The organism is Pseudomonas sp. TH39(2020), from assembly GCF_016650715.1.
In the GTDB taxonomy this organism is placed as follows: domain Bacteria; phylum Pseudomonadota; class Gammaproteobacteria; order Pseudomonadales; family Pseudomonadaceae; genus Aquipseudomonas; species Aquipseudomonas mandelii_C.
The window spans coordinates 411,810-430,586 of the sequence record NZ_JAEKFF010000007.1; the positions used below are offsets into that span (position 1 = coordinate 411,810).

Annotated in this window: 14 protein-coding genes and 1 riboswitch; of the genes, 7 read left to right on the top strand and 7 right to left on the bottom strand. The window is 59.6% G+C overall.

What is annotated here, in order from left to right:
• The first annotated feature begins 127 nt into the window (after nt 1-127).
• Nucleotides 128-946: a M48 family metallopeptidase gene (locus JFU47_RS22330; RefSeq protein WP_201185736.1), complete on the top strand. Its 819-nt coding sequence runs from the start codon at nt 128-130 to the stop codon at nt 944-946.
• A gap of 166 nt (nt 947-1,112) precedes the next feature.
• On the opposite strand, the gene JFU47_RS22335 is transcribed toward JFU47_RS22330, so the two are convergent.
• The 3 genes from JFU47_RS22335 to JFU47_RS22345 form a co-directional block, all read right to left on the bottom strand.
• The gene (locus JFU47_RS22335; RefSeq protein WP_008155932.1) at nt 1,113-1,697 is read right to left on the bottom strand and encodes a TMEM165/GDT1 family protein; all 585 of its coding nucleotides are present in this window, start codon (nt 1,695-1,697) and stop codon (nt 1,113-1,115) included.
• 88 nt (nt 1,698-1,785) lie between these two features.
• A riboswitch (yybP-ykoY riboswitch) is annotated at nt 1,786-1,910 on the bottom strand.
• 50 nt (nt 1,911-1,960) lie between these two features.
• Nucleotides 1,961-2,959, bottom strand: a complete 999-nt coding sequence (locus JFU47_RS22340; protein WP_201185738.1) for a class I SAM-dependent methyltransferase — start codon at nt 2,957-2,959, stop codon at nt 1,961-1,963.
• A 33-nt stretch (nt 2,960-2,992) separates the two neighbouring features.
• Entirely contained in the window at nt 2,993-3,958 is a 966-nt protein-coding gene (locus JFU47_RS22345; protein ID WP_201185740.1) for a 2-hydroxyacid dehydrogenase, read from the bottom strand.
• A 91-nt stretch (nt 3,959-4,049) separates the two neighbouring features.
• Here JFU47_RS22345 and JFU47_RS22350 point away from each other — a divergent pair, with 91 nt between their 5' ends.
• A complete protein-coding gene (locus JFU47_RS22350; RefSeq protein ID WP_201185742.1) occupies nt 4,050-4,679 on the top strand; it encodes a LysE family translocator in 630 nt (209 codons plus the stop codon).
• A gap of 15 nt (nt 4,680-4,694) precedes the next feature.
• Here JFU47_RS22350 and JFU47_RS22355 read toward each other — a convergent pair whose 3' ends face one another.
• Nucleotides 4,695-5,588: a glycosyltransferase family 2 protein gene (locus tag JFU47_RS22355; protein WP_201185744.1), complete on the bottom strand. Its 894-nt coding sequence runs from the start codon at nt 5,586-5,588 to the stop codon at nt 4,695-4,697.
• 344 nt (nt 5,589-5,932) lie between these two features.
• Between JFU47_RS22355 and JFU47_RS22360 the strand changes: the two genes are divergently transcribed.
• The 4 genes from JFU47_RS22360 (at nt 5,933) to JFU47_RS22375 (ending at nt 14,398) form a co-directional block, all read left to right on the top strand.
• A complete protein-coding gene (locus JFU47_RS22360) occupies nt 5,933-7,615 on the top strand; it encodes a fatty acid--CoA ligase (RefSeq protein WP_201185746.1) in 1,683 nt (560 codons plus the stop codon).
• A gap of 337 nt (nt 7,616-7,952) precedes the next feature.
• Nucleotides 7,953-9,890, top strand: coding sequence for a DUF1302 domain-containing protein (locus JFU47_RS22365; protein WP_056740851.1), 1,938 nt, complete (start codon nt 7,953-7,955; stop codon nt 9,888-9,890).
• Nucleotides 9,891-9,918: 28 nt separating this feature from the next.
• The gene (locus tag JFU47_RS22370; RefSeq protein WP_201185748.1) at nt 9,919-11,283 is read left to right on the top strand and encodes a DUF1329 domain-containing protein; all 1,365 of its coding nucleotides are present in this window, start codon (nt 9,919-9,921) and stop codon (nt 11,281-11,283) included.
• Nucleotides 11,284-11,659: 376 nt separating this feature from the next.
• Nucleotides 11,660-14,398 carry a LuxR C-terminal-related transcriptional regulator gene (locus JFU47_RS22375; RefSeq protein ID WP_201185751.1) on the top strand — a complete coding sequence of 913 codons (2,739 nt, stop codon included), beginning with the start codon at nt 11,660-11,662 and terminating at the stop codon, nt 14,396-14,398.
• Between the two features lie 40 nt (nt 14,399-14,438).
• On the opposite strand, the gene JFU47_RS22380 is transcribed toward JFU47_RS22375, so the two are convergent.
• The 3 genes from JFU47_RS22380 to JFU47_RS22390 are packed head-to-tail and all read right to left on the bottom strand — an operon-like array spanning nt 14,439 to nt 17,956.
• Complete coding sequence (locus tag JFU47_RS22380; RefSeq protein WP_201185753.1) at nt 14,439-15,230, bottom strand: PP2C family serine/threonine-protein phosphatase; 792 nt, start codon at nt 15,228-15,230, stop codon at nt 14,439-14,441.
• A gap of 2 nt (nt 15,231-15,232) precedes the next feature.
• The gene (locus tag JFU47_RS22385; protein WP_201185755.1) at nt 15,233-15,907 is read right to left on the bottom strand and encodes a vWA domain-containing protein; all 675 of its coding nucleotides are present in this window, start codon (nt 15,905-15,907) and stop codon (nt 15,233-15,235) included.
• Nucleotides 15,908-15,931: 24 nt separating this feature from the next.
• Nucleotides 15,932-17,956, bottom strand: coding sequence for a protein kinase domain-containing protein (locus JFU47_RS22390; RefSeq protein ID WP_201185757.1), 2,025 nt, complete (start codon nt 17,954-17,956; stop codon nt 15,932-15,934).
• A 115-nt stretch (nt 17,957-18,071) separates the two neighbouring features.
• Between JFU47_RS22390 and JFU47_RS22395 the strand changes: the two genes are divergently transcribed.
• Complete coding sequence (locus JFU47_RS22395) at nt 18,072-18,716, top strand: MBL fold metallo-hydrolase (RefSeq protein WP_046048274.1); 645 nt, start codon at nt 18,072-18,074, stop codon at nt 18,714-18,716.
• Nucleotides 18,717-18,777 lie beyond the last annotated feature (61 nt).

The window sequence follows — 18,777 nt, forward strand, 5'->3', positions numbered from 1 at the left end:
AGGTTATGTGAGTTTTTTCCTGCGGCGACGGGAGCTTTGTCCGAAATGTGCGTCTGAATGTCTGATGTATCTGGCGTCGATACAACTCACCGCCTAGGATACGCCGCATGTTTCAGGGAGATTTTTGATGAGCAAGACATTGGTTGTGTGTGCACTGAGCGCAGGTTTGCTGCTCGCCGGTTGTCAGTCGGTCAATACCACCAGCGGTGGCGCGGTGGGCGTTGAGCGCAAGCAGTACATGTTCAGCATGTTGTCGACCGACGAGGTCAACCAGATGTACGCCCAGTCTTATCAAAAGACTGTCGGAGAGGCGAACACCAAAGGCGTGCTGGACAAGACCAGTAACGAGGCCAAACGTGTCCAGGCGATTGCCGACCGGCTGATTGCCCAGGCGCCGGTTTTCCGTCCGGATTCGGCCCAATGGAAATGGGAAGTCAACCTGATCAAGAGCGACGAGCTCAACGCCAACTGCGGGCCTGGCGGCAAGATCATTTTCTACACGGGGCTGATCGACAGCCTGCAACTGACCGACGATGAGATCGCCGCGATCATGGGCCACGAAATCGCCCACGCCCTGCGCGAGCATGGTCGTGAAGCGATGTCCAAGGCTTATGGCATTGAAATGGCCAAACAGGGCGCCGGTGCTTTGTTCGGTCTGGGCCAGGACAGCCTGGCGCTGGCGGATACTGTGGCCAACTACGGCATGACCTTGCCCAACAGTCGCGCCAATGAAAACGAGGCGGACCTGATCGGCCTGGAACTGGCCGCTCGCGCCGGTTACAACCCGAACGCCGCGATCACCCTGTGGAACAAGATGACCAAGGCCTCGGAAGGTTCACCGCCGGAGTTCATGAGTACTCACCCGGCGTCGTCGAGTCGTATTGCTTCTTTGCAGGCGGCGATCCCGAAAGTCATGCCGCTGTACGAGAAAGCCAGGAAATCCTGATAACCATGCGGTGAGGCCGCTGACGCCTTCGTCGGAACGCCGCCCGGAGCAGGCTCGCTCCCACATTTGATCTCCAGTGGACACAAAATTTGCAAACAATGGAGATCCAGTGTGGGAGCGAGCCTGCTCGCGAAGAACGATGACGCGGTGTGACTGACCTACCGAGTTACACCCAACCGCTGCTCTGCATCGCCTTGTACACCGCGACAATGGCGAGGATGAAGAATGCCGACGCCGCCAGGCGACGAATTAACGTCAACGGCAATTTATCCGCGGCAAAGTTACCCGCCAAAACCACCGGCACGTTGGCAATCAACATCCCGGCGGTGGTGCCGATGATCACCAGCCACAGTTCCGGGTATTGCGCAGCGAGCATCACCGTGGCGACTTGAGTCTTGTCACCCATCTCCGCAAGGAAAAACGCGATCAACGTCGTCAGGAACGGTCCGAACTTGCGGGCGGTGCTGGCTTCGTCGTCATCCATCTTGTCCGGTACCAGCGTCCACAGCGCAGTCGCGGTGAAGCTCGCGGCGAGGATCCAGTGCAGCGTCGCATTCGAGAAGAAACTACCGACCCAGGCGCCTACCGCACCGGCTGCTGCGTGGTTGGCCAGGGTTGCAGCGACGATACCGGCGATGATCGGCCAGGGTTTACGAAAGCGAGCGGCGAGAATGAGCGCGAGCAGTTGCGTCTTGTCGCCGATTTCGGCCAAGGCAACGATTGCGGTGGGAACGAGAAGTGAATCCAGCATCAGGGTTTTCCTAAGGGGCGGGTCGACACGGCTATGACACGTACAGCCTTCCCGCCCCGGGTAAGGTGTTCGTGTCATAGGTCTTGTCAAACCCTGCGATCCGTCTGATGCGGACGCTTGGGTCGCATACGCCATGGTCTGTTGACCAAGTATGTTGACGTATGCCGGACGAGCATGGCGCTCGTGGGAGACTACTCCCCTAGGACGGAGCGGATTCTGCCTAGGCAAATCCGATTGGGCAAGCCTCTTTTTTAAAAGAGGTTCTAGCCGCGTTTAGCCCGATAGATTCTGAAACCCTGTCCTTCAGCCTTGATCGCACAGATGCCCAGATGCTCTTCGATCAGTGGCTGGTACTTCAGGAAGCTGTTGGCTACCAAGCGCAGTTCGCCGCCGTTTTTCAGATGTTTGGCCGCTTTTCGCAGCAAGTTCTCGGTAGCGAAGTAGTCGGTGTGAACGCCGACATGGAACGGTGGGTTGCTCAGAATTGCACTCAAGCCCATCGGTGCTGCGTCGATACCGTCACCGGTAATCACGTCAGCTTCCAGACCGTTGGCAGCCAATGTCAGGCGACTACTGGCAGCCGCAAACGCATCCACATCAAGCAAGGTGACCTGGTTGTGTGGATAGCGACGTTTCACGGCTGCTCCCAACACACCGGCACCACAACCGAAGTCCAGCAAATGGCCGCTCGGCAATTTGTCCAGATGCTCCAGCAACAGCGCGCTGCCTCGATCCAGCCGACCGTGGCTGAACACGCCCGGCAGGCTGACGACTTTTAGCGGACCTTCGGCCAGCGGCAACTCATAAGTCTGGGCCAGGCTTTCCAGCGACTTGGCTTGCGGCGCAGTGGCCACGGTAACCTGCCACAGCTGGCAATGCCGCGCGCTGTCGAGCTTGCGCGGTTTGCCGAAGGGGTTCAGTTGCTTGGCTGCGCCTTCGATGCCGCTGCGTTTTTCACCCACCAGATACAGTTCACGACCGGCCAGTCTGGAGGCGAGAGCGTTGAGGATGTAGTCGGTCAGGTCCTTGGACTTGGGCAGAAACACCACCGCGGTGTCGAACGCGCGCTCCGTTACAGTCACACCAAAATGGCTGCGCTCGGCGAAACGGGCGTCCAGCGCTGCTTGATCGCCGGCATGCCAGCACCAGCCATGAGCGTCGGGCAGACGGCCCAGCAGGTCATCGGCGGGCAAACCGGCCAGCAGCACCGAACCCTGGAATAACTCGGCCTGACGAAGCAGTACTTCACTGCGCGGATCCATACTCTGCTCCTGTGAAAAAAGTGCCGCAGTCTATCAACTGACGACCCGCAGCGCTTTACCACTGAAGTATCCCTGAGCGTTTTCGGTCAACTGGCCCACGATTCGCTGGCGTGCCTCGCGACTGCCCCAAGCATTGTGCGGGGTGACAATCAACCGTGGAATGTCAGGGGCCAGCAGCGGATTGCCGGCGGTCGGTGGCTCGACGCTCAACACGTCGGTAGCCGCGCCACCCAGGTGACCGTTGCGCAAGGCATCGGCCAGGGCCTGTTCGTCGATCAGGCCGCCGCGTGCGGTGTTGACCACGAACGCACCGGGTTTCATCGAGGCCAGCTCACGGGCTCCGATGAAGTGGCGGGTGTGTTCGTTGAGCGGACAGTGCAGGGTCAGCGCGTCGATCTGCGGCAGCAGCTCATCCAGTGGCAAACGATCCGGCCGGGCAGGGCGCCCGGGAATCTGACCGAGCAGTACACGCATGCCAAAGGCTTCGGCCAGTCGTGCAACCGCGCCGCCCAGTTCGCCGTGACCGAGCAGGCCGAGGGTTTTGCCTTCCAGTTCGACAATCGGGTAATCCAGCAGGCAGAACTGTTTCGCCTGCTGCCAGCGACCTTCGCCGACAGCCTTTTGATAATCGGCCAGGCGCGTTGCCAGATTGAGCAGCAACATGATCGTGTGCTGCGCCACCGACGGTGTGCCGTAACCCTGGCAGTTGCAGACGGTAATCCCGTGGGCGCGGGCGGCGGCGAGGTCAACGTTGTTGGTGCCGGTGGCGGTGATCAGAATCAGCTTCAGCTCGGGGCTGGCAGCGATGGCGGCGGCGTCGATCAGGATTTTGTTGCTGATGGCAACGGTGGCGCCCTTGAGGCGTTCGATCACTTGGTCCTGCGTGGTCTGGGCGAAAAGCTGTAAGTCGCTGAAACACTCTTGCAGCGGGCTGAGGTCGAGGTCGCCCAGGTCCAGGGACGGGTGGTCGAGGAAAACGGCGCGGTGAGTGTTCGTCATCAACTGTACCTTTTGTGCAATGAACTGAAGGCGTAATCTGCCGAGCCTACCAGATGAAACAAACAGTTACGCTTGGCGAAAAGGATCCCCCATGTACTGGACAGAGTTTTTGACCGTTGCCCTGATTCACTTGCTGGCCGTGGCCAGCCCCGGCCCGGACTTTGCCGTGGTGGTGCGTGAAAGCGTGACCCATGGTCGTCAAGCGGGCACCTGGACGGCGCTGGGCGTCGGCACGGCGATTTTCCTGCACGTCGGCTATTCGTTGTTCGGCATTGGCCTGATCGTGTCCCAATCGATCGTGTTGTTTAATGCCCTGAAATGGGCGGCCGCCGCGTACTTGCTGTACATCGGCTTCAAGGCCTTGCGCGCGCAGCCGGCCCAACCGGCGGCTGACGATCTGCACAAGGAAGCGGGCGAGCGCACCGCTCGTGGCGCCTTCACTTCGGGTTTCGTGACCAACGGTCTGAACCCGAAAGCGACGCTGTTCTTCCTCTCGCTGTTCACCGTGGTGATCAATCCGCAAACGCCGCTGGCGGTACAGGCGGGCTACGGCATCTACCTCGCGGTGGCCACCGCAGTGTGGTTCTGCCTGGTGGCGATGCTGTTCAGCCAGCAGCGCGTACGCGCAGGTTTTGCCCGGATGGGCCACTGGTTCGATCGGACGATGGGCGCCGTGCTGATTGCCATCGGTGTGAAACTCGCGTTTACCGAGATGCACTGAGGCCTTGTGAGGCGGCTAGCGATGTAATACCAGCCGCTTGAAGCGTTTGAAGCTGGTTCGATTGAGGTGTCGCCAGGGGATCGAGCGCAATAGCTGCCAGGCGTCTTGCTTGTCTTCGACCACCGCATATTTGAGGGCCTTGTTCACCAGTTTGGTGCGGGCGCTCTGGTAGCCGGGATGGTTCACGTACGGCGCGATCGCCTCAAGGTCCGCCTGGAGCAGCATCCGGTATTTTCTCGACAGGTTGTTGGCATGGCGGCGATAGCGGGTCATGCAGATCGGCAATTCATGGATCTCATAACCCAGCCGGGCAATCCGCAACGTCATCTGGAAGTCCTGAACCCGCAGCTTCGGCGCGTAGAAGTCGGCACTTCGCATCGCTTTCATGCGATAGAGCGCAACAGGGGCGCCGACCACGACGGCACCTCTGAGGACCTGATCGAAGTTGTAGGTGTGTATCCGGTCGCGTTGTTGCTGCTTGATGGTGTTGCCATCGCTGTCCATGTAGCTGATCAGCGCACCTACGCAGCCGACATTCGGGTGCTTGCCCAGGTATTCGGCGCGAATGCGCACGGACTCCGGCAACATGATGTCATCCAGGTCCGGCGTCGACACATAGACGCCTCTGGCGTATCGCAAGCCGTGGTTGAGTGCCGCGCTCACGCCCCGGTTCGGTTGCGAATACAGCTGGAAGTCATAGGTGTGTTGTAAGCGCTTGAGTATGGCGAGGCTGTCGTCGCTGGAGCCATCGTCCACGATGATGACTTCGAAGTTCGGGTAGTTCTGGGCGAAGATGCTCTTGATGGCGTCTTCCAGAAATCTTTTCATGTTGAAGCAGGACGCCACGATGGAAACCAGGGGCGCTTGTGTCGATGGGGAGTTTTCGGGGGCGGTCAGTTCAATACTCATTGTTGTATGCGATACCGATGGCGTGTGACCAGACAGGTCTAGTGACAAGATCCTTCTCTTGAAGATGAGGTGGAGGGGTGGGCGACCTGGGCAACTGTTTGGCTGCCAACCGATCCGCTCATCGTGTCCGTATCGTACGTAGGGTCACAGACAAGTGTTGCGCGCATGCGTTTCAACATTTTACAGCGCAGATCCCGAATTCCCGATGAAACACGCCAGGTAGTGGCGCAAAGCTAGCATTTGTCCGGCTCTGCAAATCATTCCTTTGGCTGATTTGGCTGGCGTCCAAGGGCACTAAAGTGCTTACTTTCAGCCACGACCGTGCAGTCAGAAAAGGGACTCTTATGTTGCAGACTCGCGTTATTCCTCCAGCCGAAGGCGCTTACCAGTATCCGCTGCTGATTAAACGGCTGCTGATGTCCGGCGCTCGTTATGAAAAAACCCGCGAGATCATTTACCGCGACCAGTTGCGCTACAGCTATCCGACCCTGATCGAACGGGTCGCCAGGCTGGCCAACGTGCTGACGGCGGCCGGCGTCAAGGCCGGGGATACCGTGGCGGTGATGGACTGGGACAGCCATCGTTATCTGGAATGCATGTTCGCCATCCCGATGATTGGCGCGGTGATCCACACCATTAACGTGCGCCTGTCACCGGAACAGATCCTCTACACCATGAACCACGCCGAGGACCGCTTTGTGCTGGTCAACAGCGAGTTCGTCGGGTTGTACCAGGCCATTGCCGGGCACCTGACCACCGTGGAGAAAACCCTGCTGCTGACCGATCTGCCGGAAAAAACCGCCGATTTGCCGAACCTCATCGGCGAGTACGAGCAGTTGCTGGCCGCGGCGAGCACGCAGTACGACTTCCAGGATTTCGACGAAAACTCGGTCGCAACCACGTTCTACACCACCGGCACCACCGGTAATCCCAAAGGCGTGTACTTCACCCATCGGCAACTGGTGCTGCACACCATGGGTGTGTCGACCATCATGGGCGCCATCGACAGCGTGCGGTTGCTGGGCACCAACGACGTGTACATGCCGATCACCCCGATGTTCCATGTGCACGCCTGGGGCCTGCCGTATGTGGCGACCATGCTTGGGCTCAAGCAGGTCTATCCCGGACGCTATGACCCTGAGTACCTGGTGGAGCTGTGGCGCAAGGAGAAGGTCACCTTTTCCCATTGCGTGCCGACCATCCTGCAAATGGTCCTCAATTCCAAAGCGGCGCAAGGCACGGATTTCGGTGGCTGGAAAATCGTCATCGGCGGCAGTGCGCTGAACCGTGCGCTATACGACGCGGCCAAGGCCAAGGGCATTCAACTGACCGCCGCTTACGGCATGTCGGAAACCGGGCCGTTGGTGTCGTGCGCCCACCTCAACGATGAGTTGATGGCCGGCACCGAAGACGAACGCACCACGTACCGGATCAAGGCCGGTGTACCGGGGCCATTGGTGGAGGCGGCGATCGTCGACACCGACGGCAACTTCCTGCCCGCCGATGGCGAGACCCAAGGCGAACTGGTGCTGCGTGCGCCGTGGCTCACCGAGGGCTATTTCAACGAACCGCAAAAGGGCGCCGAGCTCTGGGCCGGGGGCTGGCTGCACACCGGTGACGTAGCGACCCTGGACAGCATGGGTGTGATCGACATTCGCGACCGCATCAAGGATGTGATCAAGACCGGCGGCGAGTGGATCTCCTCCCTGGACCTGGAAGACCTGATCAGTCGCCACGTGGCGGTACGCGAAGTAGCAGTGGTGGGGATTGCCGATCCGCAGTGGGGCGAGCGGCCGTTCGCGCTGCTGGTGGTCCGCGAAGGCCATGTGATCGGGGCTAAAGAACTGAAGGAACACCTCAAGCCATTCGTGGAGCAGGGGCATTTGAGCAAATGGGCCATCCCGAGTCAGATCGCCCTTGTTACTGAAATTCCCAAGACCAGTGTCGGCAAACTCGACAAGAAGCGTATTCGCGTCGACATCACCGAATGGCAAGCCAACAACAGCACCTTCCTCTCGACGCTTTAAGCGTCACCTGGCGTGCCCAAAAGGGCACGCCAGCCCCACCAAGCAAGCGCTTGGCTTGTCAAATCCGAATTTTCAGCCATCCTAGACGGGCCGACGGGCGTCGGCTTGGCAAAGGACTGTTCCAGAGTGGCTGGCAGCTGCAAATCACACTTTAGAGGGATCAAGCAGTACTACCTGCTGGCTATAGTCCGCTCAAGGATTTTTAAGAACGGAGCAAACGCACAAAACCGGGGCGATGCAACTTTGGAATGACTTAGGGACACCTTGGCTCCCAGTCATCCACAGCGTTTTTAGAAGTGCTCACTGCCATAACAATAATGCACATGGAGTAGCGTCGATGACATCAGTAAACCAGTTCTGGCGCCGGGCAAAACTGCCCCTGGCGGTCAGTCTTGCCTCTACGCTCGCCGGGCCAGCATTCGGCGTCAGTTTCAACGTTGGAGAAATCGAAGGTCAGTTCGACTCGTCCCTGTCGGTCGGTGCCAGTTGGTCTACTGAAAATGCCAACAAGAACCTCATCGGCGTCAACAACGGCGGCCGCGGCTTGTCCCAGACTTCCGACGACGGTCACCTGAACTTCAAGAGCGGCGAAACGTTCTCCAAAATCTTCAAGGGCATCCATGACCTTGAATTGAAATATGGCGATACCGGCGTTTTCGTCCGTGGCAAATACTGGTACGACTTTGAACTCAAGGACGAAAGCCGTCCGTTCAAGGACATCAGCGACAGCAACCGCAAGGAAGGCGCCAAGTCCTCCGGCGGCCAGATCCTCGACGCCTTCGTCTACCACAACTACTCCGTTGCCGATCAGCCGGGCTCCGTGCGTCTGGGCAAGCAAGTAGTGAGTTGGGGTGAAAGTACCTTCATCGGCGGCGGTATCAACTCGATCAACCCGATCGACGTGTCCGCGTTCCGTCGTCCCGGTGCCGAGATCAAGGAAGGCCTGATCCCGGTCAACATGTTCTACGTGTCCCAGAGCCTCACCGAGAACCTCTCGACTGAAGCCTTCTACCAGCTCGAATGGGACCAGACCGTTGTCGACAACTGCGGCACCTTTTTCTCGCAACCGGACGTGATTGCGGATGGCTGCGACAACAACCTGGCCGTACTGCGCACCCGTAACGGACTCAACAGCGCATTGACAGCTGCGGGGCTGCCGGCTTCGCTGCGTAATGCCAGCATCAACACCCTGGCTGCCAAAGGCGTTACCTGGGGCAACCCGGATGAAGGTGTAATCGTTCGTCGCGGTCCGGACCGCGATGCCCGTGACAGCGGTCAATTCGGCGTGTCCTTCAAATACATGTTCGATCCGCTGGACACCGAGTTCGGCGCCTACTTTATGAACTACCACAGCCGTGCGCCGATTTTCAGCGGCAAAGGTGCTCCGGCGAGCGCTTACAGCGCGGCGGGCCTGGTGGGTTCACTGAGGGCTGCGGGTGTTCCGGCCGGTGTCGCGGCAGGCCTGGCCCCGACCTTGTTGCCGTTGGTGGTGGCGGGTAACTCCAGCTACTACGTCGAGTACCCTGAAGATATTCGCCTGTATGGCTTGAGCTTCTCCACCACGTTACCTACGGGTACTGCGTGGAGTGGTGAAGTCAGCTACCGGCCGAATGCTCCGGTTCAGCTCAACACCACCGACATTCTCTTTTCTGGTCTGACGCCTCTGAACCCTAACGTTTCCGTGCTCCAGGGGACGCCAGGGCAGGATCAACAAGGTTATCGCCGCAAGGAAGTGACCCAGCTCCAGACGACCCTTACTCACTTCTTCGACCAGGTGATGGGCGCTGAGCGACTGACCCTGGTGGGTGAGGTCGGCTTTACTCACGTTGGCGGTCTGGAAAGCTCTTCCAAAGCGCGTTACGGCCGTGACCCGAGCTACGGCCCTGGTCCATTGCCAAGTGGTCAGTGCGTGGCATTGAACACCTCTACCCTGGCAGGCGGACCGCAAAACAACGTCAGTCGCTATTGCGAAAACGACGGGTTCACCACCGCAAACTCCTGGGGCTACCGTGGTCGTGCCATCTGGGAATACAACGACGTGTTCGCCGGTGTGAACCTCAAGCCGAACGTGGCCTGGTCTCATGACGTGGAAGGCTACTCGCCTGGCCCTGGCGGCAACTTCGAGGAAGGTCGCAAAGCGGTGAGCCTGGGCGTCGATGCCGAGTACCAGAACACCTACACCGCGAGCCTGGCTTACACCAACTTCTTTGATGGCAAGTACACCACCGTCGATGACCGCGATTTCGTTGCGCTCAGCTTCGGCGTGAACTTCTAAGCACTGCATTATCAGGACGAACACACCTATGAAAATAACAAAGAGTCTGTTCCACGTCGGTGTTCTGGGGCTTTCGCTGCTGGCGACCGGTGTCATGGCAGCGGTCCCTGCGGCCGAAGCGGACAAACTGGGCAAGAGCCTGACCCCGATGGGCGCCGAGATGGCGGGCAACGCTGACGGATCGATCCCGGCCTGGAAGCCGATGGCGAAAAACGCCGGCACCGCCGACAGCAAAGGTTTCCTGTCCGACCCGTACGCCAGTGAAAAACCGCTGTTCACCATCACGGCGCAGAACGTCGACCAGTACAAGGACAAACTCGCACCGGGCCAGTACGCGATGTTCAAGCGCTACCCGGAAACCTTCAAGATGCCGGTTTACCCGTCCCATCGCGGCGCCACCGTGCCGGATGCCGTGTTTGCCTCCATCAAGAAAAACGCCACCGCCACTAACCTGGTGTCCGGCGGCAACGGTCTGGAGAACTTCGAAACCGCCGTTCCATTCCCGATTCCGAAGACGGGTGTCGAAGTCATCTGGAACCACATCACCCGCTATCGCGGTGGCAGCGTGACCCGTCTGGTGACCCAGGCCACGCCGCAGCCGAACGGCTCGTACAGCCTGGTGTACTTCCAGGACCAGTTCGTGTTCCGCGACAAGATGAAGGATTACGATCCGGCGAACCCGGGCAACATCCTGTTCTACTTCAAGCAGAAAGTGACCGCGCCGGCACGTCTGGCCGGTGGTGTGCTGCTGGTGCATGAAACCCTCGACCAAGTGAAAGAGCCACGTTCGGCGTGGGTCTACAACGCCGGTCAGCGTCGTGTGCGTCGCGCACCACAAGTGTCCTATGACGGACCGGGTACCGCAGCCGACGGCCTGCGTACCTCCGACAACCTGGACATGTACAACGGTGCACCGGATCGTTACGACTGGAAGCTCGAAGGCAAGAAAGAGATGTACATCGCCTCCGACAGCTACAAACTCGACTCGCCGCAACTCAAGTACGACGACATCATCAAGGCCGGTCACATCAATCAGGACCTGGCTCGTTACGAGCTGCGCCGGGTCTGGCATGTGGTGGCTACCTTGAAGGAAGGTCAGCGTCACATCTATGCCAAGCGTGACTTCTACATCGACGAAGACACCTGGCAAGCGGCCGTGATCGACCACTACGACGGTCGTAATCAACTGTGGCGTGTGGCGGAAGCTCACTCCCAGAACTACTACAACGTTCAAGTGCCGTGGTACACCCTGGAAACCTTGTACGACCTGCAATCGGGCCGCTACCTGGCGCTGGGCATGAAGAACGAAGAGAAGTCGGCGTATGACTTCGGCTTCACCGCCACCACCAGCGACTTCACTCCGGCCGCTCTGCGCCAGGAGGGTGTTCGCTAAGTTGTCCTGAACAGAGGCCGCATCCTCGAAAAACGCCCCGACTGGTTCGGGGCGTTTTTTTTGAATTTCAAAACGATCGTTGTAGCAGCTGTCGAGCTTGCGAGGCTGCGTTCGGCTGCGCAGCAGTCGTGAAGTCAAACGCTGCGGTGCTTCAGGACAACCTTGCATTCAGGTTTTACGACTGCTGCGCAGTCGAACGCAGCCTCGCAAGCTCGACAGCTACTACGAGGGCGATGTGATTGTCGGGTTTGCTCGACACTTCGGGTTGTATTCTTTTTGTAGCCATTTGTAGCAATAACCTTCATTCCCTCTTCGTTTACCGCTAGTCTGCGGACATCTGCAACGCCGCCAACCGCCATTCAAACAAGAGCCGGCCATGACTGATCTGTCCCCACACCCGGGCCCTGCAAGCGTTGCCGTCGCGGCACTGGACGGGCGTTTTTTTCGGCCTCCGTTGCCCGACGGCCATGTGCTGCGGCCTCGTCTGTGCGAGCGCCTGAGTGCGGGCCTCGGTGGCAGGTTGCTGCTGGTCAGCGCACCGGCGGGGTTTGGCAAGAGTTCGTTGGCGGTGGAGTTCTGTCAGGGCTTGCCGGCTCACTGGCAAAGTCTGTGGCTGGGGTTGAGTCCGCGAGACAGCGATCCCGGACGTTTTCTTGAGCGGTTGCTCGAGGGCCTCCAGGACTTTTTTCCGCAACTGGGCAGCCAGTCCCTCGGCCTGCTGAAAATGCGGCAGCGGCATCAACCGTTTGCTTTTGAAGAATGGCTGGACGGTTTGCTCGATGAGTTGGCCGTGCACCTGTCTGCGAGTACGCCTCTGCTGTTGGTGCTTGATGACTACCATCTGGCGCAGGGCCCGGTTCTCGATCGCTGCCTGCAATTTTTCCTCAATCACCTGCCTGACGGTTTGCTGGTCATGGTCACCAGTCGGCAGCGGCCGGACTGGCATCTGGCGCGCCTGCGGCTGTCGCGGCAACTGCTCGAGTTGAATGAACAGGACTTGCGCCTGACTCACGATGAAGCCTTGACCCTGCTTGATCGGCACAGCAGCTCATTGCGCGGCGAAGCGCTGGAGAGCCTCATCCAGCGCAGCGAAGGTTGGGTTGCCGGGCTGCGTTTCTGGCTGCTGGCGGCGTCTGAAGCGGGCTCCCAGGGTGCTTTGCCGCAGGCCTTGCATGGCGGGGAAGGGCTCATCCGCGATTATCTGCTGGAAGAAGTCATCGATTGTCTGCCCGCCGAGGTGCAGTCATTCCTTTACGACACAGCCCCTCAGGAACGCTTTTGCAGCGAACTGTGCGACGCCGTTCGCGAAGCCCATGACAGTGCCGAGATCCTGCGTTTTCTGCTGGCCCACCAGGTGTTTCTGGTGCCACTGGATGAAAACGGACACTGGTATCGCTACCACCATTTGTTTTCCGACCTGTTGCGCACCCGGCCTACGGCTCAGGCGATGGTGCCGGCGGCCAGCCTGCACCTGCGCGCCTGTCGCTGGTTCAATGCCCAGGGGCTGCTCGATGAAGCGGTGGAGCAAGCATTGCGCGCCGGGCACCTGGACGTCGCGGCGAACCTGGTGCAGAACCTGTCCGAAGAACAACTGCTGGCCGAACAGAACGTCGGCATGTTGCTGCGCTGGAAAATGGACTTGCCCGACAGCCTGCTGATCAGCACACCACGGCTGATCGTGCTGTACAGCTGGGCATTGGGGCTCGCCTGTCAGCTGGACGCTGCCGAGGAGCTGGCCAGTCATTTGAGCCGCTTCCTGCCGGCCCCGTCGGCCACTGCGCAGAAATCCATGCTGGCGCAATGGCTGGCCCTGAGCGGGATCATCGCCCGCGGGCGCGGCAATCGCGAGCTGACGCTGCTCTATTGCACCGAAGCGCAGGAGAGCCTGCCCGCCAAACGCTACGGGCAGCGCCTGATGTGCCTCTCGACCCTGTCCAACCTGGCCATTGCCGACGGCGATTTGTGGCGTGCCCGCGGGTTGAACCGTGAATCTCTGGAGTTGGCGCAACGGGTCGGCAACCCGCTGTTCGAAGCGCTGGCCCACTACGACCGCGCTCGCGTGCTGCAAGCGCGAGGGGAAATCCTGCGTTCGCTGGATGAAGTGCGCCAGGGGCTGCAACGCCTGCAACGGTTATCCCCGCAACGGCTCTATGCAGTGCGCGCTCGACTGATTTTGTACGAAGGCTTTTTGCTAGCCCTGCGCTTGCAGCCCCAAGCCGCGCGGGCACGCTTGCAAGCCGGCTTGAATGAAGCACGCGCCTGTCGTGATATCAGCGTATTGATCGGTCACTGCGTGATCGCGCGGCTTGAGGGCAGCAGCGGCGAATTCGCCAAAGCCTTCGCCGAACTCGCCGAAGCCGAGCGTCTGATGCACATCTGGGACGTGCCACCGATCTACTACCTGGCAATGATCACCCTGGTCAAATGCGAACTTTGGCTGGCTCAGGGGCGTACCGACCTGGCCGAAGCCTGGCTCGCTCGATTGGGCCAGACCTACAACGGCGAACACGCGGCAGCCCCTCCGGAGTTCCATCCGCAACTGCCGCTGCATATCGAGTTGCAGCAGGCCTTGCTGGAGGTCATTCAGGGGCAGCCGATGCGGGCCGAAGGACGATTGAATGCGTTGCTAGAGCGTGGGCAGCAAACTGGCAGGCAGCTGCTCAGCGTGATGGCATTGACGCAGAAAGTGACGTTATTGCTGGGGTGCGGACGCGAACCCGAAGCCCGCAAGGCCCTGAGTCAGGCACTCGAAGCAGCGGCCGGTGGAGTGTTGCAACCGTTTGACAGGTTGTTGGCTGAACATTCGGACTGGCTGCGCGGACAACTTCAGCTCGCTGCGTCGAGCGCTGTTGCGCAAACCCTCATCGAGCATTTGCCTGCCGCCGTCGCGCGTCCCGCCGTGGAATTATCCCCAGGCGCGGACAACCTCAGCGCCCGTGAACTGGCGGTCCTGAGCCTGATCGCCCGAGGCTGTTCCAATCAGGAAATCAGCGATCAGCTGTTTATTTCCCTGCACACGGTGAAAACCCACGCCAGCCATATCAACAGCAAACTCGGCGTGGAGCGGCGCACGCAAGCGGTGGCGCGGGCGAAAGAGTTGGGCGTGTTGCAGTAAATTCCCCCGACACCCGCAAATCCGCGTCAGAGGCTTTCACTCATGCGGTTTCGGTTGAGGCATCACCCGGCAAAATCGACAGTAAACCGATCGAGCAATCGTCGCCGGTTTTGAGGGCAATGGACTGTTGCAGGTTGTCGGCCAATACGACCTTCATTTTTTTGCGCGGTAGCGTCGCATTCCACTCCAGCAATCTCTGCACGGCTGAGGCGGGCAGACCAGTGGATTTGTGATAAAGGCTCTCTGCGCTGCCGTCGCTCATGATCGCGAAGCCGGTTTGCGCTTCGATTGGCCCACGGTAAAGCCTCAACTTTGACACCGCTTTCGGGTCGGTCAGGAACAGTGTGGTGTTGGCGAATTCACCATTTTCAGGCGCGGAAAGCGTCTGCAATTGACCCTCGACATCCACACTGGCAATGATTCCGTCACCCAAATGCCCGGCCAGATAACGGCCGCGTGAATAGGCAACAAACGACAAGGTGCAGGCTAGTTCGCTCATATCGCAGCCGAGCTTCGTCGATTTGCGCCGAAAAGCATCGAGGCAGCGATTGGTCAGGCGCTGGGCGGCTTTCGCGTTGTGCTTGTCCATGTGTTGCCAGAGGGTTTCGAAGTTCTTGCAGACAAAACCCAGGGTCGCAGTCACCGCGACCTGGGCGCCGACATCGGATCGGGCCCTGGAACCGGCACCGTCGGCCAATGCGATGCACGTCACGTCGTTCGACTGCCGCGCCGCGACGTAATCCTGACAAGGCGTCTGAGTTTTGAGGTGCGAGCGTCCGACGACGAAGGCGCAGGACGTTTTACCGCTGAAGTTCATCGGGAGTTCAGGCATGGTCAGATCGTTGCCCAGGCTTCGATGCCCTTGACGTCCAGCTTGATCTCGTCGCCTGGTGTCGACGCCGAGGCTTGGGAAACACTGCGGCTCAACCAGTCAAAGAACTCATTGAAGCGCAGGCCTTGCAGGCGTAACGGCGGGAGTTTTGGCGAGAACCGCGCCAGTGACTGCACATTCGCCGCTTCACCGATTGCAATCGGGAACACCGTCAGTTTGCGTTGATTGATCAGGTTGCTGACGCGGGTGGCCACTTCTTCGATATCGTCGGTCGGTTCGCCGTCGGTCATCAGCACCATCCACGGCTGAAAGTAATCGACGCCGGCACGTTGATAATCGGCCTTGCGTGCTTCCAGCAGATCCAGTGCGATGCCCACCGCATGGCCCATCGGCGTCATGCCCGAAGCGACCAGCGGCGGAACGTCCTGGCGACCGATCGAGCTGAAATCGAGGACTTTTTGCGCCGTCCCGCCGAAGGTCACGATGCAGATCTCCGCAGCGTATTGCGCCACTTCATCGTCACGGATAGCGTCAAAAAACATCTTCACGCCGGCCTGTAGTTCGGCAATCGGCGCGCCGTCCATGGAACCGCTGACATCCAGCACCAGGCACACAGGCACGCGGGTGGTAGGGTTTTCGGCGAGATCTTCCTGGCGAAGGAGGTAATCGTCTTGCATGGCAATGTCCTTTTCAGTTGAGCGTTACAAGAAACGCTTCAAGAGTCGTTTGAGCCAGCGTAGCGCAATGCTTTCCTGGCGGGGCGCGCGTATTGGCGCGGATTGGTGAGGTTGTGCCCGAGGCGCCGTCGGCTGTCGCTGCGGCTGCGGCGCCGGTCGTGGCGGGGCGGGTCGCGCCGGGGGCGGCATCGGCGCAGCCACCGGTTTGGGCACAGGCTTGGGCGCAGGTGCTGGCGCTGGAATATTGCGTACTGGCGCCGGCGTCGGTCGCGGCGCGGGAGCGGGCGGTGGCGCTGGGCGCTGGACTGCCTGCTCGGTGTCCTTTCGGCTTTCTTCGGCGAGTTTTTTCAGTTTTGCGGCTTTCTGGCAGTCTGCACAGCGCGTTGATCGGCTGGCAGATTTCATTTTATCCAGCCACTTTTTTGATTCGGTGTAGGTTTTCTTGCAGCCGCCGCAGACGGCCTCGGCCGGATCGGCAATATGAAACGCCTGCGGAAACAATTCGTCGGAATGCTTGCCGCCCTTGCAAAGATCTTTGCCGTACTGCTCCAGTAGCGCCAGCCAATCACTGATGGGCCGGCGCTGATTGTCTTCGAACGTGTTGCTGAACGCCTGTTTCAGCGGGTAAGGCAAATGGCTCCAGATGTTCTGCCACATGCCCACCGGCGTCACGCTGACCTTGCCCTTGCCGCTGTCCTTTTTGAACCGGTAAGGGAAGTTCATATTGCGGATGTTGTCCGCCGCCGTGCCGCCACCCTGCTGCGAATACGGTGGTTTGCCGGGCAGCAGGATCATGAACAGCATTGTCGCGACGGCAAATAATTCGTGATTTTTGCTGCGTAAATAGTTGCCATATTTTTCGCCCTGAATCTCCGGCGCGGTGAACGGCACGGTACCGACTTCGCAGGGGAAATGCCCGATCTGGAAGCTGTCGGTATCGACAATCCACACCTGGTTGCTGTCGGGCGTCACCAGCAGGTTCATCGGGTTGATGTCACCGATGATGATGTTCAGCGAATGCAGGTACTGCACTTGTTTGAGAAACGCGATCGCGACGTTCACCAGATCCCGGCGCGTCCACGTCGGGAAGTTTTTCATCAGCAACGGTTTCAAAAACACTGAGGTTGTCAGGGTTTTGCCCTGCGCCCGTGGCATGACGTAGCCGACAAATTCTTCTTTGGCGTTGAACACCAGCTCGGTTGGCCAACAGATGCCGGGCGCGTCGATGCGGCGCGTGACCATCAGTTCGATCTTCTCGCGGCGGCGCGTCGTGAGGTTGTCGGGGTGATAGATCTTGCATACTTCGCGGGTGCCCGCCACGGCGTAAATCGTCCCTTCGCCACCGGCGCTGATGAAGGTGTCGAGGGTCAACTGGCGGCCCAAAGCGGTCGAGACGACCGAGCCTTGCTTGACCGTGGCGCCGGTGTTGTGGATTTTGCGGTCGGGGCTGTTCAGCGGTTTTGCGGGCAAATCGAATGGCTTGATTGGCACGCTTGGCGCCTTCGCAGCAGCTTTCGGAAGAGACGCTGCTTTCGCAGCAGGCGCTGATTTTGGTGAAGCCGGTGCTTTTTGCGCTGCTGCTTTTTGCACTGCAGCTGCTTTCGTCGAGGGACCGGTCCAGCGTATGGCTCGGGCCTGGGCAGCTTCGCACTGTTGCAGTTGTGCTTCATCGCACGTCAGCAGCAGCAGGTCGTAATCAAGGCACAAGTCGACGGCGTCAACCGTTGAGCCGACGGCCACCGTGGTGCGCTTGAGCGCGAATATCGGCTGGCCATCGAACGCACATTCGGCGAGCAGATCGTTGTCATGCAGCGCTGTGCCTTTCGGCAGCGCACGGTGTGGGCGCGACGGCTGGGCGACGAACGAGCGGAAAAAACGGCGAGCATTCTGGTGAATCTGCCCATTGCCCTTGGTCAGGGACCGCAGTTCCAGCAGCGCGTTATGAGCGACAAACGGCAGGCCGTTCTTGCCGCGAATGCGGTTGATAATGTCTGGGTCCTTGAAAAGGACGCTTTGATCGACGAGCACGTGTTCCATAGAGGGGGGCATTGGCTTCCTGCCGTCTTGTTTCAAAATAGGCGGGCGCGAGGATACCCTATCAATTTTGCGGATCACAACCGCAGCACCGCGCTCAGGCACCAGGATCAAAACCATGCAGACCCCCATGCAAACCCCGAATACCGCGCTTATCCGCGAAACCTTCCCCGTCGGCCCGTTGCAGTGCAACTGCACGATCATCGGCGACCCGATCACCAAGAAGGCCATCGTGGTCGATCCGGGCGGTAATCACGAACTGATCCTCGCGCGGCTCGACGCACTGGGCCTGAAAGTGGTCAGCATCATTCACACCCACGCGCACCTCGATCACTTCCTGGCTTCCGGTCAGTTGAAGGAAAAAACCGGTGCAACCCTGCACCTGCATAAAGAAGATCAATTTCTGTGGGACAACCTGGAGATGCAGTGCCAGATGTTCGGCGTCCCTTACACGCCGGTGCCGCCGCCGGATCGCTGGTTGGCCGATGATGAAGAGCTGGCCTGCGGCTGCGGCGTGGCGTTGCACACACCGGGTCATACGCCGGGTTCCATGAGCTTTTGGTTTTCAGAGGCTAAGCTGCTGATTGCCGGCGATACGCTGTTCCGTCGCGGAGTAGGGCGCACGGATTTGTGGGGTGGCGATCAGGCGACCATCGTGCGGTCGATCAAGCAGCGGCTGTACACCCTCGACGAAGAGGCGACGGTGGTGACCGGGCATGGTCCGGACACACGTCTGGGCGATGAAATGCGCGAGAACCCTTTTGTGCGGGCTTAATTGTTACAGACGGAATTTTTGTCCGCCGAAACGATCCAACGCCCGCAAAGGCTGATGCCTT